A 25,705-nucleotide genomic window follows, 5' to 3' on the forward strand; every position below is an offset into this window, starting at 1 on the left:
GGCCGATCATAATCGATGAGCGTCGACTATTCATGTGAAGGACTCTATGCGCCTCCGGCCAGAAGACGCGCGTAGGTGACCAAAGGCAAGAAAACAATTTACTCCGCCATATCGCCAGGTTACCGGATCGCGCACGTGCCCCAATCAGGGATATTAGATCAGTACCGCGCGCAGTTTTTCCCGCCTCTGATGTTCGCAGAGCCCGATTGAATTTATGCCGATTTCATCCCGCTCCTTGAAGAATTCCATCAAGATTTGAACTGCGAGCCGGCGGATACTGATCGCGAATGCGCGTCCCCCCGGAGTCTGCTGGCGGATGGATCCATAGACTATTCCGCCCTGGGTGCAAGATCAGTTGTGATGAAAATACACCCACCGCTGAACTGCGTCGTTCCGCCACCCGCAACGATTGGTACGATTTGGGAGCTCGCTCGGAAGATCGAGCCGGATGCATTCGCGGCGATGCACTGGTACCGACACGTACCGATCACTGAACTTGGCAATCTCTCGGCTCGACAGCTCGTTGCTCAAGGCCAGGCAGAGTCAGTCGTCACCTTTCTCGAGTCCATCTATTTCGGCGACCGAGGATAACGTTCACTGAGGCGATGAACTTCTGCAAGACACGCTTCCACCGACCGACCGGGTGTTTGTGGTGGGCCATGGACGCCATCATGGCGGCCGCACACCTTTCTGGTGAAGGGCCCGACTGAGCATCAGCCAACTGACTAATGGCAGAATCCGCACGAGGGCATCCATGCAGGATGCGATCGTCGTGATGCCTTCGCGGCGATCATTGATATCCTGCGTTGAAAACGAGTGCGGTAGGACTGGAAATGCTCGATCTCAACGATCTTTACTATTTCGCTACGCTGGCCGAGCGTGGCAGCTTCACGGCGGCGGCCGATGCCATTGGCATTCCCAAAGGCACGCTGAGCCGACGACTGAAGACATTGGAAAGCCGACTTGACCTGCGATTGATCGATCGCACAACCAGGCGGTTTGCACTCACCGAGGCGGGCGAGAAGCTCCATCACTATGCACGTAGCGCGGTACAGCAGGCGAAATTCGCCGAAGCCGACTTGCTCAGTTGGAAGAGTGAGCCTGTCGGCCGCATTCGGATGACATGCCCTCAGGGCATGCTTCGTTCGCTGATAACGCCGTTGCTCGTCGAATTCATGGATCGCCATCACGGCATCAGCATCGACGTGGTCGCGAGCAGCCGCTATGTGGATCTGATCGCCGAGGGTTTCGATATGGGATTGAGGTCACACGAGAACGAACTCACAGATTCGTCGCTGGTCGCGCGCCGCCTGGCTACGCTGCAGATCGCGCTGGTCGCCAGCCCCGCCTACTTGGCAAGCAAGTCGGCAGCCAGCCTTGGCGACATCAACGGCCTTGACGGTTTGCATATGGATACGAGCAATGGCTTGGCGACTTGGACGCTGCACGGCCCGAATCATCGGCAGTCCACGGTGCACCTTCAGCACCGGCTTGGTTCGGACGATATCTTTCTGCTCAAGGCGGCCGCCATCGCTGGACAAGGCGTGGCCGTCTTACCGCTTCACGCATGCCTCGATGAGCTGGCCCAGGGCAGCCTGATCCGCGTACTTCCCGGCTGGGAAGTTTCCCGACGAACCCTCAGCCTGATCTTGCCCACCACAAAGGGGCTGATGCCGGCCGTCAGGGCATGGGCTGATTTTCTAGCGGAGCGGGTTCCCGTGATGCTCGAAGGCCTGGTCGGGCGATAGCGTGAAGCCTGCCGATTGTTTCAGCAGCGCAACGATCATTTTCACGATCCCCGCTTAATCGACCTGCCCCGGTTGCCTAAGCTGCGCGCAACTTATGGGTAGCGCATCTCGCGCTTCCTAGCCATCGAGAAACTGACCATGGGCCATCGCCCTTCCTTCAAGCAGCGGGCTATCGCGTTCGCGATGCTGTTCGCGCTCAACCAAGCCCTGGGCATCCCGGCCCTCGTCACCGCCACCACGGAAGCATTGTCATGACACAACTTACTCATCGCGTCGCCGTCGTCACGGGCGGCTCGCGCGGCATCGGTGCCGCCGTCGCGCGAAAGCTCGCGAACCTGGGAGCGACCGTGGTCATCGTGTACCGGTCGAGTGAACGGGAGGCGATGGAGGTCGTCCAGTCCATCGTGGATGCGGGCGGCACGGCGGTGGCATTCGCCGCCGATGTCGCCGATACGCAGGCCGTCAGCGCATTGATCGCCACTATCGTCGCCCGCTTCGGACACATCGACATCCTGGTGAACAACGCTGGCATCTTTGAAGCGCGCGGCTTGCTGGACATGGATGCCGATCACGTGCGCCGCTTGTTCGAGTCGAATATGGGCAGCGTCTGGCAGATGACGAAGGCCGCCGTACCCCACTTCCCGCCCACCGGCGGGCGCATCGTCAATGTGTCCAGCAACCTGATCTACTCGCCTCGGCCGGGCACCGGCATGTATGCCGCGAGCAAGGCGGCTATCTCCGTGCTGACGCATGCCTTCGCCAACGAGCTTGGTGCACGTGGCATTACCGTTAACGCAGTCGCACCGTCGATGACCCGCACGGATATGACGGCAGAGACACCCGAAGCTCGCCGCCAGGCCGTCATGGCCGCTACGCCGCTGGGGCGCATCGGCGAGCCGTCCGATATCGCTGACGTGATCGCCTTCCTGGCATCCGATGGATCTCGCTGGGTGACCGGGCGAACCCTGCTTACCGACGGTGGACTGACCGATGGCCTGTAAGCGGGGCTGGCGAAGTCAACCTGACGTTTTTTGAACTATAGAGGCACTGCGCCGCATGACTGAGTTGAATGGCATTCGAGTTTTAATCACCGGCTCGACCAGCGGCCTGCCGGCGTCGAGGCATTGTCGCAAGTCATGGCGACGGATCTGGCAGGCAGCTCGGTGACAGTAAATTGGTTGGAAAGGGTTGTTACTGTGGTGACCTAAGCGAGCTGTATTCGCTAGAGTCCGTATCGATCGGTACAACGACTGCGGCCGACAGCGCCGTCAGAGATGCTTCTCGAAGAAGCTGTCCGCGTAAGGATCATCGTTGAAACGATCGATCTCTTTCCAGCCGGTCTTGAGGTAGAGCTGCTTCGCTTCATGCAATGCACGATTGGTGTCGAGGCGGAGGGTCTTTATGGATAACTCCAGCGCGACATCCTCAACGCTCTCCATGAGACGCCTTGAAAGCCCAACGCCGCGCGCTGACGGCGCGACCCAAAGCCGTTTGATTTCCCCGACGTCATCTCCAACGCCTTTCAGCCCCACGCAACCTATAGGCATGCCGTCAGACATCGCGACAAGGAATGCACCGCGTGGGCGAATCATCTGCTCGGCAGCCGGGTTGCGCGAAAGCGATACCTCAAAACCCTGCTCGAAGCGACGCGAAAGCTCCGCATAGTACGCATCCAGGCAATACCTGGCGATGTCACCCCGAGGATCGGCCTCCTCAATCGCAATACGCTCACGTCCAAGAACTGACGCGACCAGATCCATGGCCGCCAACAAGTCTTCTGGCCGCGTATGGCTGGCGAGAATGGCCTTGGCCTGGGCATTGGAAAGTGCCTCGTAAGCTCGAAATTCTGACTTGCCGGCCTTCGTCAGTCGCACCACTCGGCGTCGCGCATCGTGAACGTTGGAGGCGGTCTCGATCAAGCCTTCGTCCTCAAGGCCGCGCAACAGGCGGCTCATCAGACTTGTTTCGAGGCCGAGGTATTCCCGCAGCATCGCAACATCCGATCGCCCTCGACCAATGGCATTGATGACGCGAGCAGGCCCCAGCGGGCGGCCGCGACCGAGAAAGGATGCATCAAGAGCCCCTACCGCTGAGGTCACAGCACGGTTGAAGCGTCGAATACGTTGAATGGCATCAGTCATAATTACCTAACTTAGGTCAGGTATTTTTTGCTGTCAAGTAGATGCACTCATCCAGTGCTATCTCTGCAAGTTCGACCTCTTCATTTTTGAAGTCGCGCACTGTCCGGGCAATACGTGCAACTGTCCGCGGACAACGTCACGGAGTTTTCTCCGATGTCGATAATGGCCTTGGAATAAGGTTTTTCGGCGGTTAACACGATTGGCACGGGCTTTGCTGAGTAACTCATCATCGCCTCTTCAAATGGAGAACCACCATGAAACTCGAAACCGCCATGCTGAGTAGTCTTTTCGTAGCCTGCCTCGTGATATGCGTATCTACGTTGGGTGCCATGCTTCTGTAGTCGACCGCGATTGTTTTAAGTCGTCACGCCATCGCGTTATCCGCGAGAACGTCTGCGAGAACGTCTGCGAGCTTACAGGCAGCACTTGCCGTCGCATTGCCTGATATAAGTTGAGGAACCCATGCTTTCAAACATACCGAAGCAACCCGAACTCGGCACACATAAGACCTTGTCGATCAGTTGCGCCCTTGCGCTGATGTGCATTGCGATAGCGTCGTCGACACACGCCGCCGATATCGTCACACCCAGCGACAATCCCCGTCGTTCTGCATTAGATAATGCTGTCGACAGAGCAGCGAACGATTTTTTTCGAAATCGCTGCCACGTAGGGCTTTCGATGGTAGTGATGGATAAGGGTCAGTCGTATTTCTACGACTACGGCTCGACCTCTCGCACCAAACTCGAACTGGCGACACCGCAGAGTATTTACGAGTTGGCTTCCGTCACCAAAACCTTTACGGCAACGCTGGCTGCACAAGCCGTGCTCGATGGCCACATGAGCGTGGACGGCGATTTTCGCAGCTCGCTTCCTGATGGCTATAGCAATCTCTCTTTACATGGAAAACCCATCACGTTGCGAACACTCGTCACCCACTATTCGGGAATGCCACGTGACATCCCCGATACGGACGTCATTTATGCGGAAAAGAACTATGCGACGCTGCCTTCCCGATTGATCGCGCTTAACCGAGGTTTCGGTCGTAATCAATTCATGATCGCGCTGCATAACATCACGCTACTTGGCGAGCCGGGTACAAAACAGGCTTATTCGAACGCAGGGTTCCAAACGATCGGAATCGGCCTGGAAAAGGTTTATGGAAAACCTTTCGCTGCGTTGCTACGGCAACGTATTACCCAGCCTTTGCATATGACATCGACCGGACTCGCGTTGGACCGCCCTGAGCAATTTCGCCTCGTCGTGGGCTACGACCGCGATGGCCAAGCCACCCCTTACCACGTGCAGAACGCCGGTGCCGCGTGGGGCCTGTATTCCTCCACCGCGGACATGGCGAAGTATCTGCGTTGGCAACTCGACACCCATGACCCTGTGATCCGTCTGTCTCATCAACGGCTGGTTGGCACTGCCGACAAGGGCGACGGGATGGCCTGGAGTCTGGAAACCGATCACGGGCAATCCGTCGTCTCGCACGGCGGTGGAAGCTTCGGTACATCCAGCGAGGTACTGCTTTACCCAGAACAGCATGAAGGATTTGTACTCTTGGCGAACGACACCTGCCAAGGAACCGAGGGTGAACTTAAGGCCATGGCTATGTCGATCCATGCGGCGGATGCTGAATAAGAGGTCGTCGGCGAACGCATCTGAAAGAACGTCAACGCAGGTCACATATAGCTACCCTCGATAACCGGGCAATGGGACCATTGATCGGCGATCACACCGCGTTGCGCGGACGTGCCGTTCCTTGCCAATTGTGGGATTTCAGTCGCATTGCCGGCACCATGCCTGCGCTAGATTCCGGTCGCGTTCGCATCCGTTCGCTCGTTGATGAGGTGGACCATGCCAACGTGGACCTGAGGCTTATCGCGTGACATGGGCTTGCAGGCATTCGACTATCTTCGGAGGCGCACCATGATTAATACCGATGATCTGAAGCACTTTTTCGGGCTATTCATCAACTGGCTATTGCCGTAAGCCTCGTAAAGAGGCTCTCTTGCGCGCCCCAAGGGGCGCGCATTTTTTATGCGCCGGATGAGTTTTGTTCTATCCGCGCGCAAGGATGCCCACACCGCCAGACCGTGTCGGCATCAGTGATCGGGCATGCCCGCAGGCGCTCCATCGGACCAGTTGGGAGCCGCGACCAAGAACACCAGAATCGGCGGCAGCCCTTTCATTTGAGGCTGTTTTTCCGAAGAGACGAACCAATAGGGGCTGGACATAACCGGCGAGCCCGCGGCATCGGAACCCCAATCTTTACCGTCCTTGACCAGGGTGTCGAACATGAGATGAGCCATGTTGTGATCCCCTTGGTCGGTCAGATACGACGATTTCGACATCATGTAATCCATCGCGCCGCTTTCAAGGTCCGGCAATTGCTTATTCTCGTACGCGGCTTTGAGTGCCGACAGCATCTCCGCCTTGGAACGACCAGCCATCACCATTTTGGCGCGCAGATAAAAGATCGGCACTATCGATCGTGCGGCCTGGGGGTTCAGACAATCGGCAGCCCTCACTTTCGGGTTCCAGAATTCGGGCCAGTCAAACGGTCCGCCCCAACTTCTACCCACCACGCAGACAAACCCGTTCTTACCTTCGGCCGCTGTTTCGTAGCCCTTGCGTCCCAGAACCAGGATCGTCGCATCACGGGAAATGGACTCCGGCGCCGCACTGCGAGCCAGGGCTATCTCCGCCGCCCTATCCGCCATGAGGTATTGGTCGATCGGGGCCATCTTCGGATAGGGGTCCGCGACATCCCGCGCCATCGCCTGGTATGCCGCCCCAAACCCGATAAGCAGGACAGTGCATTTCATTAAGAAAGCGCCCATCTTGTTTTTACGCATCGTCTTTTCCTCACCATCGGTTATCTCACGCAGCAAGATGCCGTGCGCTCAACCTTCTGCGCCGCACCTGTTCGCTGCTACCGTATCGCTCAGTTCTCCGCGGGGGCGGGAACAAAGAAAATCTCCCGCACCTCGACCACGCCTTGAAGCGCCTTGGCACCTTTGCGCAGCCACGCCAACACTTCGTCCAGATTCTCGGTTTCCAGTATCGAAAGACCGCCCACGAACTCTTTCGCCTCCAGATACGGCCCGTCGGTGACGACCACCTCACCGTTGGGCTGCGACCGCATGGTCACTGCCTTCGGGCTCAGGCCACACGCGAACTTCCTGACGCCAGCGGCGATCATTTCCTTGTTGAGCGCGTGGATGGCTTCGACGGTCGCTTCGGTTACCAGGGACGGGTCAAAGTTTTCAGGGATGTAAGTTGAGATTAGATATTGCGGCATTTTCGTCTCCGGTTATGGCCATCAGCCGGGTGGTTGTCCGACCTTCACTGTAATGACGAACGGCAAGACCGGATTTCGACAAGCTGCCCGGAAAAATGTTGGCTCTTTTCGCATTAAGTTATGAATTGACTCAAGCGATCAAAGGGGCACGTCCCCACGACTATTTCGCGGCCGGCTCGAAGAGTACGTCCGCGGTCTTGTAGGTCACGCCCTTGGCGTCGACCTGCGCGGTCATGGGCTTCCCCGTCGCGTCGCGGACACTGACCGTCGTGCCGGGCGCGTTCTTCTCGCCGCCAATGACGCTGGGCTTGAGCCCACGCTCGCTGCAGCGCTGCCCTGTCCACGTAGCGCCAGCGGCTTCCGCCTCGGTCTTGCCAGCCAGAAGCTGGCCGTTGAAGGTCTCGAGGTTGTTGGGGAGCGCGGGCCGCCATTCCGCCTGAAACGGGAGCTTGGCTCCGTTGCTTGCGTTCAGCAGCGCTTCGTGAATCTGCTGTCCGGTAATGGGTATCTTGTGCTCGCCCTGATTACCGGTGTTGATGCTCATGCGTAGCCGCCCATTCGCATCGACGTAGGCCTCGCCGACCACGTTGCCGTTGGCAATATCGACGGCGTGCCATCTCTGAGAGCCGCTCTCCATCACCGGTGGCAATACTTTCAACGCCGGGTTGCCGGTCGGCTTCGGGGCCGTGGCATCGACGACCGGTTGCTTCGTCGTCGGTTTCGCGGGAGCGCCCTCGTTCGTGGCGGTAGCAGTCCCTTCGTTCGTAGCGGTAGCGGCCCCCTCGTTCGTAGTGGTAGCTGCCCCCTCGTTCGTGGTGGTAGTAGCCCCTTCCGTCGTGGTGCCAGTGCGTGGCGCCGGCGGTTTGTTGGTCACGTCGGCATCGGTGTTGCCCTGCTGCTTGATCTGCTTGGCCTGCAGCGTTGACCGATCACCGGCCGTGAGCTGGATGGTCACATTGCCGAGGATGGTTCCGGCGAGCGAGACCGCGTACAGCGTCAGCACCAGGTTCATCTCGTCGGTGATGACCTTCCAGTTATTGTTTATCATCGCGAGAATCTGCGGCGTCGTCGCCCTGGAGAAGGCCGTTGGCACGATGAGCCCCTGGACGGCCTGGTAGTAGGCGATGCGGTCGCCGCCACCCGCCGCCGCGACCGCGGCGAGTGCCGACTCGCGGTCGGGATAGACATGGTCGCTGATGGGTGTCGCGGTGGTGGCGGCTCGATCCACGTAGTCGGTCGGTATGAGGATCGGCTTGTCGAATCCATTGATAAAGATCGTGTAGCCGCCGAACGCGACCTGCAGCGCCGAGAAGCCCAGGATACGAGTGCTGTTGTCAACGTAGTTGTTACGTTTGACCACCGGTGTGTACGTGAGCGTGGTCGCACCGGTAGCGTCGTCGGTTCCGAGGCTGAACTCCATCTCGGTCGCCGCCTTGGGCAGGTCCATCGGCGGAGAGGCATCTTTTGCTGGCGGTGGCGCCGGCTTCGGTGCGGGCGCCGGCCCAAGCCAGCTCACGCTGGCCACGCCAACCTGCCGCTGTCCTTTTCCGTCGAGCTCCTCCTCGGTGTCGCTCTTCATCACGGTGACAGTGAAGGCCAGGCCACCTCCATTCGGCGGCTCGCCCACAACCTTGAGCAGGTCACCCTTCGCGATCTGCTTGATCTTTTTCTGATTCTTCTCGCCGCCCAATTGATCCATCAGCGCAAACGCGGTGGTGGCGATCACCCGTTGATCGGGCGCGAACCGTTTGGCGGCCGCTGGTGCGGGTTGGCGCGCGATCAGCGCGGACGGGCGCGCGTGCGGAATGAATGGACCACCCGCCATCCCCTCGCGGGTGATACGACGCGCTTGCGCGTCCGCCTCAAGCTCTGCCGGTTCATCCGGCGCGCTCACGAGCTGCCGCGGCGCCCCCGCATGGTGGTACTGGACGACATGGGCGAGCTCGTGCGCAAGAAGATGTTGGCCGGACGGCGAGGCCGGCGAGTAGGCACCGGTCGCGAAGCGGATGTGCTGCCCGACGGTGTACGCCTGTGCGCCAACCAGGTTCGCAGCAGCCTCGGCCTCTGCGTCAGCGTGAATGCGCACCTTGCTGAAGTCGAAGTCGAAACGTGGTTCGAAGAACGCGCGCGTCGTGGCCGGCAGCGGTACGCCGCCCTGCTGGGCGACCTGCGGACCCACGGATGCCCGAACGGACGAAGAAGACGTCGGCATGCTTTCGCGACGGAGACCGGTATCTCTAGGCGAGGCGGACTTGAGTGTTCGCACAATGACCTCCGTCGTCGACCCTCGTTACCCCGCGCCCGAGTCTATGGGATCGGCCGCCGCCCGCACAACGTCGCAAGTTCTCGCCGAGTCGGTCAGCCCAGTCACGCCCATCCATACCCCCTGTCCTACCGCAGAGTATTGCGCGACTACCGTGCCACCAGTTGGCTGGAAGGTATATAACAGTACTTATATAGTTTTGCCGTCGAACTTGCCGATCATGATCGTGTAAGCGTGTCCTCGCGTGCCCTTAACCTACCGTCTGCGTAAGGAGTATCGGCGTGAAAGTTATCGCAACTAAGCAAGTAAGTCGGCTTCGTGGTGCACTGCACGTTGTCGCCTTCGCAGCGGCAGTCCTTGGCACCTTCATTGCGGTGAGTACGTTGCTACGAGTTTTCGGCGTGCACTTCCACAGCTCGGGGCCGGAGGAGTACCCGGTAAGCATCGTCGGCACGTTCATTCTGGCCCTCATCGTTCTGGCTGCAACCGCGTTAATGTCCCGACTCGAACATGTGTCGGTGCTCGATTATGGGCTACGCGATAGGAGCGCTTTTCGCCGGGCGGTCATGGGTGCTGCGACAGGTTTTCTTGCGATTGCTGCGCTAGTGCTGGGCCTCTGGGGTACAGGCTCGCTCACCTTGCATGTCGTGGCGCAGCCAGTGTCAAGCGCTGTCCTGTACGCCGTGATCTGGGCTGCGGGTTATGGTCTCGTCGCGCTTGCGGAGGAGATGCTTTTTCGAGGGTACCCATTAGCGACGCTGTCTCGTGTTATCGGTGCACAGGGCGCGGCGATAGTTACGTCGCTCGTGTTTGGCCTGCTGCATCTTGGCAATAGCGGTGAGTCACGCATCGCCGCTATCAACGGAGTACTGCTCGCACTCGTATTCGCAGCGAGCGTGTACCGCACCGGATCGCTCTGGTGGGCCATCGGCTTTCACGCAGCATGGAACTGGGGCGAGTCGTGGCTGTTTGGGGCGGCGGATAGCGGGATTCTCGCCGCAGGTCGTCTCCTTGAAGCGACGCCTCGGGGCAACGATTGGTTAAGCGGCGGAACGGCAGGGCCAGAGGGGAGCGTCGGGATGATCGTCGTCATAGCCATGGCGGCGCTTTCTCTATATGGCATGCGAAGGCGCTTACAAGATACTGCCAAATGATTTTCGGATTCGCGCCGATCCTCAACCCAAAGTCGCGCCATACGTAGGCTGGGGTGAGCGCAGCGAACCCCAGCGCCTTTTGCCGCAAAGCGTGCGGCCGTTGGGCCTGTGACCGTGGTCTTGTTGGGGTTCGCTGTGCTCACCCCAACCTACGCGTTGCAAACCCACCGATGCGGTCGCCGGCTATCGACACTTCCTTCACGCGCTATATACCTACTATTTCTCATTCAACAGTAGGTATGCTCGTGATGATTGACGAGAAGGATGATAAGTCTTCGCTCCACCGCCTACAGATAGGCGTATTCGGCAGCCACAGTGAATATCTTCAAGCCCATGCGATAACGACCGCTACGTTCGCATCAGGGCCGCTGGCGCGAGCAACGAAAGCGGTAGCCGCCCACCAACCATGAAAGCCATCATATTCGCCGCGGGTTCCGACGGCGATATTCACCCGCATCTCGGCATTGGCTGCGAGTTGTTGGCGCGTGGTCACCAAGTGATCTTCATCACGACTGCCGAGCATCTCGATGCCGCCCGTGCATGCGGATTTGAGGCTTTGAGTTTCCTCGGTAGCGAAGAAAAACAGGATTTCATCCGCGCAACGGAAAGTCTCGGCGTCATCGCAAAGATCAAACGCTATTGCAGGGTAGTCGCCGACAAGATCTATGAATGTTGCGAGCTGGCCGGTAGCCGTATCGATGATCGAAGCATCTTGATCGCTCCGCCGGTCTTGTTCGTGGTGGCCCGCCTCCTGCATGAGAAGTACGGCACGCCGTACCTATCGACCTTGCTGGCCCCGGCCAATCTCTATTCGATCAAAGATCCACCATCGTTCAAATCATTGCGCTGGTGTGAAAAGCTGCATTACTCAGTGCGAAAACCACTGTTTCACACGGTAGAGCACGCTGCCATAGATCCCTTTTTCCGCATGCTGCTGAAGGCGTCGGCCGAAAAGCTGGAACTCCCCCTGCCCCGTCACGTCATCAGCCAGTGGTGGCATTCGCCACAGAAAATTCTCGGCTTATTCTACGAGTGGTACTGCCAACCGCCGGCTGATTGGCCGGGTCAGGTTAGCTTGACCGGTTTTCCGCTATTTAGCCCCAAAGACACGGAAATACAGCTAACCGGGCGCCTGGAAGCATTCCTCAATGCAGGGACGCCGCCGATCGTGTTCACCCCAGGCACGGAAACGCATAAGTGCAACAATTTCTTCGACACCGCGTTGAAGGCATTACAGGCCTTGGGGCAGCGCGGCATATTCCTGACACGGGCCGCCGGCCAGCTCCCCGCATTACCAGCGACAGTAGTGCATGAAAACTATCTGCCGCTGAATCTATTGCTGCCCAGGGCAAGCGTACTTGTGCATCACGGCGGCATCGGTACGACAGCGCAAGCGATGCTTGCAGGCATACCGCAATTGATTATTCCCGGCTTCAGCGATCAATTCGACAACGGGCGGCGAGTTGAACGTCTGGGCTGCGGCATCACCCTGGAAAATCCGGTGGATATCAGCGCCATGACGGACAAGCTGCGTCAACTTCTGCAGACGGATCGCAGCCCGGCATGCCATACCGTACAAACCCTCATGCGGCCAGGCCCGATAGCTTGCGGGCGTGCCGCGGATGTCATTGAGCAGATCTTTGACGAGGCTCGCAGGATGCCCGATAAGCGAGTTCTTGCTTAAGCGGCTCGTCGTGGGGAATAACAAGCTCAACGATCCCGGATCGATACCACCACAAGCGCCGAGGGGCAGCCCCTCGGCGCTCACTTTCATCGCACTCGACAGCTAAAGCAACAGGACGCTTAATTCGATTCTGTGAACTGAATCGACGGTGTTGCTCCGCCCGCGGCGGTGCATGCGCCCAGGTTCAAATTATTGTATTCGCCAGTCGTGCCGCCGTTTGCAGGACCAACACAAGTCGGCGCGTTGGTGCTCCCGTCGCTCACTGCAAGCTTCACCGTAAGAGACGAACCGCTGTTGAAGTTTGCCGCGGGCGATTGAGAGCCGTCGCCGACGATATTGAACTCCGATTGCATCCAGGTGGATGCAATCTCAAGCGTGCTATCGCTTTGGCTGATGGCATAGGCAACGGTACCGTAGGTGAAGGTCACCGTATCCAGCCCATTGGCAGAAGCCGTGCCCGAGAGCTTCACCTTGGCAAGGTTGGCAACCGGAACATTAGGCACCGCTACCGCATCGCTATTTGTGTAGCAGCCGTAATAGCCTTGACTGAAACTCCCCCACCCACTTGGACAGCTATCGCCTGGGCCGATAAACAGCCAGTTCTGGATAAATGCCTGGGGGTTACCGCCACCATTATCCGTCGAATATATGAATTGCTGCCATGTCGAGCACGCTGCATATCCGTTATCAGCACAATAGGGTGATGTATTTCCCAGTTGCACAACGTCATCGCTGATATTGGTGTTTAGCTGCAACGTGTATTCGTTGGACCCGTAATTTCCAGACTCGGATTTCACGCCCCTCACCACCGGAAAGCTGCCGACGGCCGAGCTGGTCAGGTTCGAAGTAAGGGCGGAATAGTCGGTGCCGCTACCGGCCTGTTGCGCAGACTTGTTGCCCATCGCCCTGGTCGCGAAATTGCCCAGCACATCACGGCTCGCAATGGTCGGCGGCGTCGACCGATACGCCGAGACCTTGCCGCACACCTCTTTTTTCCACAGATGGTTGGGATACGTGGCGCTCCAACAACCTGCCGCGGGCGGCCCGAGTTTCTTGATATTTTCGTGCCAGGACTGCAACGCCTGAGCTTGCGCTTCGACAGCAATATTGTTGGTGACCTGAGCGGCGAACGTGGACGATAGCGGCACCATACTCAAAAGCCCTGCAACGACCGCGACATGGATCATGCTGCGCACACCGAACTTCAATTTCGATTGCATGTTTCATTCTCCCATGGAAGCAGACTGTTTCGGATTTGATTAAGAGTGCCGACAATCGCTGCACTCATTAATCACCAACGCGAAACAAACATTCTCCCCTACCATTTTTTATCGTCACGTTTTGAACACAAATGTGAAAATGCATTTGACATTTGTTTCAAGCTCTTTGGTTATCGACATATAATTCACGCGCCAATCACTTGACCAACCAAGCGGCCACGTAAGTATGCGACCCAGGCAATAGCCCCCTGGTTAAGGAAACTCCCTTCGGTCGTAAAGGGAAGCCAGTTACGCTACGACCTCGCCGCTCTTGCTCCTCCCCCTGCTCGCAGGGGGAGGTTGGGAGGGGGTAATGCCCTTGCGATAACGCGAGGCAAGAGCCTCACCCCTCCCCAACCCTCCCCTGCACGTAGAGGAGGGAGTAGTGAGCGCTCAGCCGAAATTCGACGCTAACAAGATCACGCAGGTTGTACGCACAACCGATGACGCCAGACGACGTATTTCCGCAACAGATCGGCCGTCATCGATGGATAGGGCATTCCTTCGCGGGACAGCTCGATCACGGCATTGCTCAGGTCGATTCGGGCAGGTGCTGCCTCGGCGGTCGAAGGCACCGAAAGCTCGGCCGGCATGACCGAGGCCAATCGGCGGGTAGCCGGATGCTCGCTGCACAGCCGCCGCCATTGTCGATAATCGATACGTTCAACGGCCGGTTCGACCGCCGCTATCTGCCGAGTCAACTCGCTCAGCATGAACGACTGCGGGTTGGCCAGATTGAGACTTTTACCGTGCATGCCCTCGCGCAGCGACAGTTCTACGATGCAGTCGCCCATATAGTCGACCGGCAGGGAATTGATGCTGGTTTCGAGCATGGGTACCCGTTCGAGAATCAGGCAGGCATCCATAAACAGGCTCCAGGTATCGCTGGCATTGCTCGCGCCGCTGCTGCTTGCGCCCCCGATATGTGTCGGCCGGTAGATGGTGAATGGAATGCCTCGCTCGCCGCCGATGCGCAGCAGGCGCTCAGCCACCCATTTGCTTTGCGCGTAGCCTGAGGCCAGGCCGGGCCAATGTTCGGTCAATTGCGCTTCGGTGGTAATTTCAGCGCCCGCCGATTCGACCGCAGGGATCGTACTCAAGGTGGAAATATGGTGGATGTGCTTGGGAGTACCCTTAGCTGCCAGGCGTAAAACTTCCTGGGTGCCAAGCACGTTGGCAGCTTTCAAGCTTGCGTAGGTATGCAGTGAATTTACCCAGGCACCGTTGTGATAGATCACCTCGATCAGATGGGCGAGATGATTGAACTGGTCTTCGCTCAAGCCAAGCAGCGGCCGGGAAAAGTCGCCCGGAATCACCGCCACGCGGGCGCGGTCATAATCAGTCAGGCCGAGCAAACGCATGTTCGCGTCGAGCTTGAACCGGCCTTCTACCGCATCGGTGCAGCGAATCAGGCAATGAACGGTCGCGCGGGTCCGCTTTAGCAAGGACGACAGTAGGAACGCACCGAGAAATCCGGTAGCGCCGGTCAGCAGGATATGCTGCGGCCGAGCGCGATACTGCACAGGCGCGGAAGCGCGAATGGCTTCGTCGAGTACGATTTCCGCGCTCAGATCGAGCGTGGGCGGCATGACGGGTTCGACCGTAGCAAGCAGCAGATTCGCCATATCTTTCAACACCGGATAGCGGAACATCTCATGTACCGCCACTGCCCTCTCGAAGATTTCGCGCATGCGCGCCGCTAATTGCACGACCAGCAACGAATGGCCGCCAAGCTCGAAGAAATGATCGTGACGACCGATGCGCTCGACACCGAGCAATTCACGCCATAACGCGGCCAGTGCGATCTCGGTTTTGCCGTACGGTGGCTCGTAGGCACGGCGGACTAAAGCTTGTTCGTCCGGCGCGGGCAAGGCTTTGCGATCCACCTTGCCATTGGCGGTCAACGGCAAACACGCCAGCGCAACGAACGCGGCCGGGATCATGTACTCGGGCAGACGCGTGCCGAGGTAATCGCGCAGCGTGGCGGCCAGATCATCATCGGCATGATCGGCGTCGGCACGGTCGGCAACCACATAGGCGACGAGCCTGGCATCGCCCGGACGATCCTCGCGAGCGAGTACGGCGTTTTCGCGCACTGCCGGATGTGTGGCCAGGTGCGCTTCGATCTCTCCCAACTCGATCCGAAATCCGCGCAACTTGACCTGGTGATCGTTGCGGCCAAGAAAAACGAGATTACCGTCGGGCAAATAGCGCGCGAGATCGCCGCTGCGGTACATGCGCGCATCGGCTCGACCGTCGAAGGGATCGGGAAGAAATCGCTCGGCGGTCAACTCGGCACGGTTTAAATAGCCACGGGAGACACCGACGCCGCCGATATATAGCTCGCCAATGCTCCCTCGGGGTACCGGCAGGCCATGCTCATCCAGCAAATACATCCGAGTATTGGCGAGCGGCCGGCCGATGGGCACGCTGAGGAGTTCACTGGGGCTATCAGGCCTGGGGTCATCAGGCCTGGGGGCATCAGGTTTGGAGTCATCGGGACAGACCCAGACACTGGCGCAAACAGTGATCTCGGTTGGGCCATAGGCGTTGGCGAGCGTGGCATGGCGTATCCATGCCTTCAGAAGGCCAGGGCTCGGCGCCTCGCCCGCGAGAATCAGCACAGGCCGATGCGTCCACTGCGGCGTCTCGGCAACGCCTTGCAGAAAAGCGGGAGGAACGGTGGCATGAGTGATCTGGCAGCGGCCGATAAACGCGATAAACGCCGACGGGCTTTGCCGCTCGACCACCGAAGGTAGATACAGCGCGGCACCCGCGGCAAACGCCATCGCACTCTCGAAAACACTGGCGTCGAAACCGAGCGAGGCAAACTGACTGACGCGGCTGCGCGCGGTGACACCGAGTCGGTCGACCAGTGACAGGGCGAGATTGATAACACCATGGTGCTCGACCATCACCCCCTTGGGCGTGCCGGTGGAGCCGGAGGTGTAGATGATATAGGCCAGATGACGAGAGCTGAGGCCGGCGATCTTGGGATCGTCAGCCGGGCTGTCGATCCAGGCACTGGCGTCGGCGAGATCCAGCACATCCACCGATGCAAGCACGGCCGCCCCGAGCGCGGCACGGCCGCTATCGTCGCAAAGCAGCAGGTTTGGCGCAGCGTCGCAAAGGATATGGTCGAGGCGGGCCGAGGCATAGGCCGGATCCAGTGGCACATAGGCAGCACCTGCTTTCAAAATGCCGAGCAGGCCGACGAACATGGCCAAGCCTTTTTCGACGCAGAGCGCGATGCGCTGGTCTGGCCGCACGCCCAGCCCGATCAGATAATGGGCCAAGCGGTTGGCTTGCGCGTTCAATTGGGCATAGGACAGTCGGCCCTCCTCGCCCACTAGCGCAGTCGCCTGCGGCGCTTCACGCGCCCAGCGCTCCACCAGCTCGTGCATGCACAGTTGATCCGAATAAGGCGTTTCGGTTCGGTTCCAATTTTCCAGCAGCATTTGCTGTTCGGCTGTGGACAACATCGGTATCTGGCTTATCGGCCGGGAGTCGTCGGCGACCATGGCTGCAAGCACATTCTGCAGATAGCCGGCGTGGCGGTTGATCGTTTCGCGATCGAACAACTCGCTGGCGTAGTTGAGGCCGCCCTGGATAGTGCCGTCCACTTCGTTGAGGATCAGCTCCAGGTCGAATTTGACCCAGTCAAACTCACCCAAGATCGGCTCGACCAGGATGCCGGGGAGTTCGAGCTTGCCTTCGTCGTGGCTTTGCCAGGCGAACAACACCTGCACCAGCGGCGTCCGATCGATGCGCCGCGGCACGCGTGCGATGTCCACTACCTGCTCGAACGGCAGCTCCTGCTGTGCCTGTGCATCCAGTGCAAGCTGCCGCACAAGCGCCAACAGCGAAGCCGTGTCGTGCCGCGCGGTCAGATCGATGCGCAAGGCGAGTGTATTGACGAAGAATCCGATCAAGGGTTCCAGCTCTTGCCGGCCACGACCTGCCGCCGGGGTGCCTATCAACACATCTTGCTGACCGGCAAGCCGCGACAACACCACCGCCCATGCGGCGAGCACCATCATGAACAGGGTGACGCCGTGCCGCTGGCCGAGTCGCTTAAGATCCCGCGTCAATGTGCGGTCGATAGTCAGCGGCAAGAAAGCCCCCACGAAGGATTGCCGCACGGGACGCGGGCGATCTGTCGGCAATTCCAACAAGGCCGGCGCGCCCGCCAATTGGCCGCGCCAATAAGCCGCCTGCCCCGCCAGATATTCACCGGTCAACCACTTGCGCTCCCAGTCGACGTAGTCGGCGTATTGAATCGGCAACGGTGGCAGCGAGTGCTCATGCGAGCGAATCGAGGCGGCATAGCAGGTACCGAGTTCGCGGGCGAGGATGCCGAGCGACCAACCGTCGGCGACGATATGGTGCAGCGTTAGCAGAAACACATGCCTGCATTCGTCCAGACGCACCAGGCTGGCCCGAATCAATGGCCCGCCGGCAAGGTCGAACGGCCGGTTCCGTTCCTCCGCGAGCAGCCGCCGCTGTGCCGCCTCCACGTCAGGTTGTCGGCTCAGGTCATGCTCGCGCAACATCAGGCCGGCATCGACGGCTAACAGTTCGGCGTGCGGCTGACCATGCTCGGCGATGAAGACAGTGCGCAAACTTTCATGGCGTGCGAACAAGCTATTGAGCGCGCTGCGCATCGCACCGACGTCCAACGCTCCGTCAAGACGCACCGTCAGTGGAATATGGTAGGTCGCACTTTCACCATCGAGCTGGGCCAGAAACCACAAGCGCTGCTGGGCATAGGAAAGCGGCAACCTCTTCTCGCGCGGCACGGGCGGGATCGTGGCATAGGCGCTCTCACTGGCCTGCGCCAATCGCTCGGCCAGCACCTTGGCGAGATCGCGCAATACCGGCTGGGCGAACAACGTGACCAGGGGCAAAACCACGCCGAAAGCGTGAGAAATGCGGCTGAGTAGACGCACGGCGATCAGCGAGTGCCCGCCGAGTTCAAAAAAATGATCGTGCCGACTGACTTGGGTCAGGCCAAGCAGGGTTTGCCATAACCCCGCCAACTCCGTCTCCACCCTGCCCTGCGGCGGTTCGTAGAGGGCGCGAGCAAAGGCCTGCTCAGTCGGGGCAGGCAAGACGTCGCGATCCAGCTTGCCGTGCGCGGTCAAGGGTATCGAGTCCAGCACCACGAACGCCGCCGGGACCATATAAGCCGGCAACACGTTGCCAAGGTGGGCGTGCAAGGTGGCGGCCAAACCATTCGAACAACCGAGCGGAACCACGTAGGCGACCAAGCTCATATCGCCTCGGGCATCGTTGCGCGCGACGACCGCGCATTCGCGCACGCTCGGATGCTCGGCAAGGCGTGCTTCGATCTCCCCAAGCTCGATACGAAAGCCCCGCACTTTGACCTGATGGTCGTTGCGCCCTACGAATACCAACCGACCATCCGGCAGATAACGCGCAAGATCGCCGGTGCGGTACATGCGCGCGCCGGAGTGCGCGGCGAATGGATCACTGAGGAAACGCTGGGCCGTAAGCCCTGGGCGGCCAAGATAGCCACGAGCGATACCGATGCCGCCGATATGCAATTCGCCAATAGCTCCCAGCGGTACATGCAAGCCATACCGATCGAGCAGATAGGCGCGGGAGTTAGCGATCGGACGGCCGATGGGCACGTGACTTGGCGACTCGGCGATCGCCTCGGGGGTGAGTGTCTGCGCGGTGACTACATGGGTTTCGGTAGGCCCATAGTGGTTATGCAGGCGACAAGCCGGCAGCCGCTTGAAGAGACGCTGGATCTGCGCAGTCAGGCGCAACTGTTCTCCGGCGACGATAACGTCGCGCAAATCAGGCAACAGGCCTACATCGTCGCCGGGTGCGTCGTCGACTGTCTCGGCCAACGTCTGCAGTGCGATGTAGGGAAGAAAAACGCGCTGCACGCGTTGCCGATGCAGAACCTCGATCAACTTGTCGAACTGCAATCGCGTTTGCCCGTCGACGAGAACCAGGGACGCCCCGATGCAAAGACTGCTGAAAATCTCCTGGAAAGCCACGTCGAATCCCAGCGCCGCGAACTGCAAGGTGCGCGGCGCAGGCACACCGGAACGTTCGGCCTCCTGTTGCTGCCAATGGACCAGATTGCTCAACGGCCGGTGTGGCATGGCTACGCCCTTGGGCGTACCGGTGGAGCCGGAGGTGTAGATGACATAGGCGAGGTCGTCCGGGCTCGGCTCATGCGGCGAAGCCAGGTCGTCTTGCGCAAGCTCACTACACCGCCGCGCAAGCGCGTCCAGTTCAAGCACACGATGTTGGGCAAGAACCTGCGCGCCGATGGCATCGCGCCCGGCAGCGTCGCCGAGTACCAACTCAGCATCGGCCTCGGCGAGAATCTGCCGCAGCCGTTCGCTGGGATAGGAAGGGTCCAGCGGTACATAACATGCACCTGCCTTGAGAATAGCGAGCAGGCCGGCCACCATGTCAAAGCCTCGCTCAGCGCATAGCGCAACGCGCTGGTCGGCACACCGATCCGCGCCGATGCCGAGCGCACGCAGATGGCGTGCCCATTGATTGGCCTGGGCATTCAATTGGGCATAGGAAAGCCGCTGCTCACCATAGATCAGGGCGATAGCCTGCGGCGAGCGCGCGACCTGCCGCTCGAACAAACGATGGACGCAGCTTTCCTGTGGATAAGCCGCACCGGTGTCTTTCCAGCGATCCAGCAAAGCCTGTTCGCCAGGCCCCGGCAAGGACACCTGTTTCAACGACAGCCGTGGATTGGCAACCATCGCGTTGAGCATAGTCATCAGATAGCCGCCATGCCGCTCGATCGACGCCTGGTCGAACAAGGCAGTGGAGTAGCCCAGCCCCCCGACCACGACGTCGTCTTTCTCGTACAGATGCAACTCCAGGTCGTAGCGGATCCAATCCAGCGACATATCGGCCTGCCTCACCTCGATGCCCGGCAGATCGAAACTGCTCTTGTCGTTGCTCTGCCAGGCAAACAGCACCTGAAACAGCGGCGAATGATCCAGCCGCCGCGAAGGACGCGCGATCTCTACCACCTGCTCGAAAGGCAGATCCTGATTTTCCTGTGCGGCCAATATCGTTTGACGAACCCGAATCAACAGCTCGCCGGTATCTGGCTCGCCAGACACATCGAGGCGCAAAGCCAGGGTACTGACGAAGAATCCGATCAGCGGTTCGATTTCGCGTTGTCCGCGGTTGGCCGAAAGCGTGCCGATCAGCACATCGTCCTGGCCCGACAAACGTGCCAGCACGCTCGCCCAGGCCGCGGTCAACAACATGAACAAGCTCACGCCAAGCTGCCTGCACAGATGCTTGAGGTTGCCGGTCAACAAGGGATCGATCCGCAGTGGAAGCACCGCCCCGGCGAACGACTGGCGTGGAGGACGTGGCCGGTCGGTCGGCAGGCCCAGCAAATCGGGTACGCCTCGAAGTGCGTCCCGCCAATAATCAACCTGGCCCTGCAACCGCTCGCTAGTCAGCGCCGAGCGCTGCCAGCCGGCATAGTCGGGATACTGCACCGGCAATGGCGGCAAGGGGTCGGCGCGCAACTGCGAATACGCCACGTACAGTGCACTGACCTCCCGCGCCAACAGGTTGATCGACCAGCCGTCGGCGACGATATGGTGCATGCTCAGCAACAGCGTATGCCGTCGATCGGACAAGCGGACCAGGCCTGCGCGAATCAACGGACCGCGTTCGAGATCGAACGGCCCATGGGCGTATTCGTCGGTATAGCGAGCCAGCAGCGCATCCGCATCGAGTACTCCGCGCAGATCGTATTCCGCGAGCGGAAACGGCGTGTTTGCCGGCAGCAAGGCCGCGCGAGGATCTCCATCGATCGAGAGAAAGACAGTGCGCAAGGCCTCGTGACGCGCCAGCAGGCGATCGAGGCTGCGGCGAAGCACGTGACTATCCAGCGCACCGTCGAGGTGCAGCACCAGCGAGATATGGTACGTCGCACTGGCGTTATCGAGCTGAGCCATGAACCATAAGCGCTGCTGCGCATACGACAGCGGCACCGTCTCGACCCGAGCGACCGGCAGAATCGGCGGTAGCTCTGGATACCGCCTGCCGTCCTTGCGTCGAGCGACGATGGCGCCAGCCAGCCCGGCGAGCGTTGGGTAATTGAACAACCTGACCAGCGGCAACGTCGTATCGAATATCTGCCCTACTCGGCCGAGCAGGCGGATGGCGATCAACGAATGCCCGCCAAGCTCGAAGAAATGATCGTGGCGACCGATCCGCTCGACGCCGAGCAATTCCCGCCATAACGCAGCCAGTGCGATTTCGATCTCGCCATGAGGGGGTTCGTAGGCGCGGTGAGCGAAAGCCTGATCGTCGGGATCCGGGAGAGCCTTGCGGTCGAGCTTGCCGTTGAGGGTGAGCGGAAAGGCGTCGAGGCGAACGAAGGCGGCGGGCACCATATACTCGGGCAGTTCGGCGGCCAGATGCGCACGCCAGGTGCCGACCAGCGACGATGGGTCGACAGCCTGCGGCTGAGCAACCACGTAGGCGACGAGTCGCTTGTCGTGGCCCTCGCCGACAGCCAGCACGACGGCCTCGCTTACAGCGGGATGATCGGCGAGGCGCGCCTCGATCTCGCCAAGTTCGATACGAAAACCGCGGATCTTGACTTGATTGTCGTTACGGCCGAGGAACTCGATGTTGCCATCGGGAAGATAGCGAGCGAGGTCGCCCGTACGGTACATGCGCGCGCCGGGGATGGACGAGAATGGATCGACCGGAAAACGCTCGGCAGTAAGCTGGGGACGGTTGAAATAACCACGAGCCACGCCGGCACCGCCGACATACAACTCGCCGACAGCCCCAAGCGGCACCGGTTGGCCGCCGCCGTCGAGCAGGTACGCTTGCGTGTTCGAGAGCGGACGGCCAATCGACGACACATGAAGCGCCTGCTCCACATGCAACAAGGTAGCGTTGACGGTCGCTTCGGTGGGGCCATACGCATTGAAAAGCTGGGGGCGATGACCTGATCGGCCTAGCCAGGCGGATATCGCCGACAAACTCATCGCATCGCCGCCGGAAATGACCTGGCGCAAGGAGAGAGGGAGTTCGAGCTCGGGTTGCGCCAGCGCCAATTGCGCCCAGAACGTGCTGGGAAGATTGAGCGACGTCAATTGGTGTTCAACGCAGAACGCGGCAAAAGCGGCGGGAGAGCTCAAGCACTGATCCGTCCGCAGCACCAGCGTGGCGCCGGTGAGCAAGGCTGAAAAGATGTCTTCCACCGACATGTCAAACGCCAGTGACGCAAACTGCAGTAAGCGATCTTCGGCATGCAGTCGGTACGCACGCTGCAACGCTGCTACTTGATGGCATATGTTGCGGTGTTCGACCATCACCCCCTTGGGCTGTCCAGTCGAACCCGAGGTGTAGATGACATAAGCGAGATGGCGCGAGGTCAGGCCGACGACTTCGGGATTATGGCTAGATGGATTGTGAATAGACGGATTGTGAATAGATCGGGCAGCCCATGGCGGGGACGCGTCATCGAGATCTAGCGTGACTAGCTCCGCAGGCCGTGCGCCCAGCACGCGTCGGCCGGACGCATCGGTCAGCACAAGCAGCGGCTGCGCGTCCTTGAGTACATAAGTCAGACGTTCGGCGGGATAGCTCGGGTCAAGCGGCACATAGGCGCCACCGGCTTTGAGGATAGCCAGCAAACCCACGATCATGGCCAGACTGCGTTCGACGCACAGTGCAACACGATCGTCGGGACGCACGCCAAAGGCAATAAGGTGATGGGCAAGGCAATTGGCCTGCGCGTTGAGCCCGGCATAAGTGAGCGATTCGCCGCCGTATACAACAGCAACGGCATGCGGCCTATGCGCTACTTGTTGCTGAAATAATTCGTGGGTGCAGATGTTGTTGGGGAAGGCAACGCTACTGGCGTTCCATGACGCAAATTGCCGCATCTCGGCGACGGTGACGATCGGCAATGAGTCAAGAGGGCTGCGCGGGTTCGACAATAGCTCATCCATGAATTGGGTGAACCGATCCTCAAGCCCGCCAACCTCTTCATCGTTGAAATACGATCGACTAAAGATCAAATGCATCGTCGTCTCTTGTCGATGCAAATTATCTCTGATGCACAGTCTTAAAGGCGTGCTCTCATGGTCATTCGTGCACTTCACGGCGAAAGCGGGGGTACTCCCGAAGAGCAATGCGTCTCCACCGTGTTCGTAGGACATGGACAAATCATAAATATGAGACCGATGGCTCTTGAATAATTCGAGAGCCTTATTCAACTCCCCGATCGGGAATCTCTGATGTCGGTAATCCTGCCTTAGCGCAGGGGTGATGGCGCCAAGCAGATCGACGAACGATCCGCCTTTGTCAAAGCGCAACCTCATCGGCATCACATTAGTGAACATTCCTGAGGTTTTTCTGGATGCCGCATCCTTTCGATTAAGCACGGACATCCCGATGACCAGCTCGTCGCGTTGTTCAAGCCTCAAGAAAAACGCATAAAACAAGCCAAGCATGACTTGAAATCGTGTCGATTGATGCTCGGCAGCCAGTGCGTTTATTTTTTCATCGAAATCACGAGAAAGATGCCAACTACGTTCGCCACTGGCTGTCTGGCTCGTGAAATGTCCTTGATGTCGCGGCGACAGCAGGGGCTCGGGAACATCGCCATATGTATTGAGCCAGTAAGCCTTGTCTTGATCGAATTGCTTTGATTTTAGATATTTTCGATCCGACTCAAGGAATCCGGCATAGGAAGGTGCATTGGGGTCAGACGCATCTTTTCTTTCCAGCGCGCTATATATATTAGCCAAAGATTGGGAAATCAAATCCACGGACCAGCCATCTGCAACCAGGTGATGCGTGCATAGAAACCAATAAAAACGGTCATCGCCCAGCTTTATAAGCGCACACCGAAAAAGAGGGCGCCCAATGAGCTGAAATGGAATATTAATATGTTCATGCATCCATGCCGTTGCATCGTCGTGCGCCGCAACGCGGCCGGAAAAATCCAGAAATGCCATAGAAACAGGTACTTCCTGCGCCATATACTGCCCAGGAACATCGTCTCCACGCTCTACGAGAATAATTCTGAGCGAGTCATGCATCTTGACGACAAGATTCAATGCTCGCTCGAAATTAACAATGTCCAATGCACCAGAAAAATCAAGATATCCACCCAGGTTATAAGTTGGGGCGTCTCCCTTCATTAATTGGTCATGGTAGATATCTAACTGTGGACTTGAAAGTAGGTGAATATCCACGGTCTGCGACAACGATTTACTCAAGTCTTCGAATAGCATGCTGCCGCTCTTTCTTGATCGTTGAGCGCATGATACAGACCCTGAAAATCGTCATCGTGACCATCTTCTCGATGCGGACTGGTCGACGAGATCCATCGAAACGATCGCTCGCATCCGCCGCAAATCAGGCAAGGAAGTACGACCAGTCGCCTCGACAGCCTCACGTCAGCTTGCTAAACGTAAAGCTCGACTAGGCATCCGGGTGCGGGGCATCCATGATTTGATACGTCGTGCATTCGCCGTCGCCCGCCACCTCCATAAAGCGCCGCGCACCGTCTATGGCCGCTTCGCGTGAGGAATAGTTGAGCATCGCGAATCCACCAATCAGTTCTTTCGACTCCAAATAAGGACCGTCGATGACGCTCGTATTGCCATCCGTGCGGCGTACGACGACCCCGGCATCGGCAAGCGGCAAGAACCCGCCACCGCTGATGTATTCGCCACGCGTGATCGAATCCTCCATGAACTTCTTCATCGTTTCCTGCTGCTCGGCTGACTGAGTCCCGTGGTTTGTCTTCGGATCGGGGATGTAAATGGCGAAATATTTCATATCAATGGCTCCTGATGTCTGCCCGAAGGCTGTTCGCGGCATGCTTCGAGCATGCCGCTCGTCGGTCGCCGAACCTGCATATTTTCGGCTCTCAATCAATGCGACGAACGGCGGAGCCGGAAATCGACATGCGGACAAAGAATATTTCGCCATGGCCGGATCTATCGTGGATCATTGATCCGGTGGAGGTAGGACACTGCTGCTGGATTCAATCAAGACCTTTCCGGGAAGCTGGTAGTGCCTGCTTACGTCAAACCTGTGTTTGTGGCATCGTGCGATCCATTCATAGCAGGATGGGCTCGCTCGTA

The 25,705-nt window shown here is 59.0% G+C and carries 12 protein-coding genes; 5 read left to right on the top strand and 7 right to left on the bottom strand.

The genetic code is table 11. The annotated features are described in order from the left end of the window. Positions 1-833: 833 nt before the first annotated feature. Both DVJ77_RS18640 and DVJ77_RS18645 read left to right on the top strand, forming a co-directional pair. Positions 834-1,748 carry a LysR substrate-binding domain-containing protein gene (locus tag DVJ77_RS18640; protein ID WP_114847039.1) on the top strand — a complete coding sequence of 305 codons (915 nt, stop codon included), beginning with the start codon at positions 834-836 and terminating at the stop codon, positions 1,746-1,748. 251 nt (positions 1,749-1,999) lie between these two features. After that, entirely contained in the window at positions 2,000-2,749 is a 750-nt protein-coding gene (locus DVJ77_RS18645) for an SDR family NAD(P)-dependent oxidoreductase (RefSeq protein ID WP_114847040.1), read from the top strand. A gap of 267 nt (positions 2,750-3,016) precedes the next feature. On the opposite strand, the gene DVJ77_RS18650 is transcribed toward DVJ77_RS18645, so the two are convergent. Next, on the bottom strand, positions 3,017-3,889 hold the full coding sequence (locus DVJ77_RS18650; RefSeq protein WP_114847041.1) for a helix-turn-helix domain-containing GNAT family N-acetyltransferase: 873 nt from the start codon (positions 3,887-3,889) through the stop codon (positions 3,017-3,019). A 462-nt stretch (positions 3,890-4,351) separates the two neighbouring features. On the opposite strand from DVJ77_RS18650, the gene DVJ77_RS18655 reads away from it, so the two are divergent. Further along, positions 4,352-5,530, top strand: coding sequence for a serine hydrolase domain-containing protein (locus DVJ77_RS18655; protein ID WP_114847042.1), 1,179 nt, complete (start codon positions 4,352-4,354; stop codon positions 5,528-5,530). Between the two features lie 464 nt (positions 5,531-5,994). Here DVJ77_RS18655 and DVJ77_RS18660 read toward each other — a convergent pair whose 3' ends face one another. From DVJ77_RS18660 to DVJ77_RS21530, 3 genes are all read right to left on the bottom strand, one after another. After that, positions 5,995-6,747, bottom strand: a complete 753-nt coding sequence (locus DVJ77_RS18660) for a hypothetical protein (protein WP_225428084.1) — start codon at positions 6,745-6,747, stop codon at positions 5,995-5,997. Between the two features lie 89 nt (positions 6,748-6,836). Next, on the bottom strand, positions 6,837-7,193 hold the full coding sequence (locus DVJ77_RS18665) for a YciI family protein (RefSeq protein WP_114847043.1): 357 nt from the start codon (positions 7,191-7,193) through the stop codon (positions 6,837-6,839). Positions 7,194-7,353: 160 nt separating this feature from the next. Continuing rightward, a complete protein-coding gene (locus DVJ77_RS21530) occupies positions 7,354-9,372 on the bottom strand; it encodes an eCIS core domain-containing protein (protein ID WP_225428085.1) in 2,019 nt (672 codons plus the stop codon). A 365-nt stretch (positions 9,373-9,737) separates the two neighbouring features. On the opposite strand from DVJ77_RS21530, the gene DVJ77_RS18675 reads away from it, so the two are divergent. Beyond that, entirely contained in the window at positions 9,738-10,610 is an 873-nt protein-coding gene (locus DVJ77_RS18675; protein ID WP_114847045.1) for a CPBP family intramembrane glutamic endopeptidase, read from the top strand. A 406-nt stretch (positions 10,611-11,016) separates the two neighbouring features. Next, positions 11,017-12,294 (top strand): glycosyltransferase, encoded by a 1,278-nt coding sequence (locus tag DVJ77_RS18680; protein ID WP_114847046.1) that lies wholly within the window; start codon positions 11,017-11,019, stop codon positions 12,292-12,294. A gap of 119 nt (positions 12,295-12,413) precedes the next feature. On the opposite strand, the gene DVJ77_RS18685 is transcribed toward DVJ77_RS18680, so the two are convergent. From DVJ77_RS18685 to DVJ77_RS18695, 3 genes are all read right to left on the bottom strand, one after another. After that, complete coding sequence (locus DVJ77_RS18685) at positions 12,414-13,514, bottom strand: hypothetical protein (RefSeq protein ID WP_191983724.1); 1,101 nt, start codon at positions 13,512-13,514, stop codon at positions 12,414-12,416. 458 nt (positions 13,515-13,972) lie between these two features. Next, positions 13,973-24,847, bottom strand: coding sequence for a non-ribosomal peptide synthetase (locus DVJ77_RS18690; RefSeq protein WP_114847047.1), 10,875 nt, complete (start codon positions 24,845-24,847; stop codon positions 13,973-13,975). A 190-nt stretch (positions 24,848-25,037) separates the two neighbouring features. Further along, positions 25,038-25,550, bottom strand: coding sequence for a YciI family protein (locus DVJ77_RS18695; RefSeq protein WP_114847048.1), 513 nt, complete (start codon positions 25,548-25,550; stop codon positions 25,038-25,040). Between the last annotated feature and the right edge of the window lie 155 nt (positions 25,551-25,705).

Source organism: Dyella tabacisoli (genome assembly GCF_003350925.1).
Classification (GTDB): Bacteria; Pseudomonadota; Gammaproteobacteria; order Xanthomonadales; family Rhodanobacteraceae; genus Dyella_C; species Dyella_C tabacisoli.

Bases quoted from the DNA above. Each gene is read 5' to 3' on its own strand.
- DVJ77_RS18680 (WP_114847046.1), top strand. From the start codon at position 11,017: ATGAAAGCCATCATATTCGCCGCGGGTTCCGACGGCGATATTCACCCG.
- DVJ77_RS18685 (WP_191983724.1), bottom strand. From the start codon at position 13,514: ATGCAATCGAAATTGAAGTTCGGTGTGCGCAGCATGATCCATGTCGCG.
- DVJ77_RS18660 (WP_225428084.1), bottom strand. From the start codon at position 6,747: ATGCGTAAAAACAAGATGGGCGCTTTCTTAATGAAATGCACTGTCCTG.
- DVJ77_RS18645 (WP_114847040.1), top strand. From the start codon at position 2,000: ATGACACAACTTACTCATCGCGTCGCCGTCGTCACGGGCGGCTCGCGC.
- DVJ77_RS18695 (WP_114847048.1), bottom strand. From the start codon at position 25,550: ATGGCGAAATATTCTTTGTCCGCATGTCGATTTCCGGCTCCGCCGTTC.
- DVJ77_RS18650 (WP_114847041.1), bottom strand. From the start codon at position 3,889: ATGACTGATGCCATTCAACGTATTCGACGCTTCAACCGTGCTGTGACC.
- DVJ77_RS18690 (WP_114847047.1), bottom strand. From the start codon at position 24,847: ATGCTATTCGAAGACTTGAGTAAATCGTTGTCGCAGACCGTGGATATT.
- DVJ77_RS18655 (WP_114847042.1), top strand. From the start codon at position 4,352: ATGCTTTCAAACATACCGAAGCAACCCGAACTCGGCACACATAAGACC.
- DVJ77_RS18665 (WP_114847043.1), bottom strand. From the start codon at position 7,193: ATGCCGCAATATCTAATCTCAACTTACATCCCTGAAAACTTTGACCCG.
- DVJ77_RS18640 (WP_114847039.1), top strand. From the start codon at position 834: ATGCTCGATCTCAACGATCTTTACTATTTCGCTACGCTGGCCGAGCGT.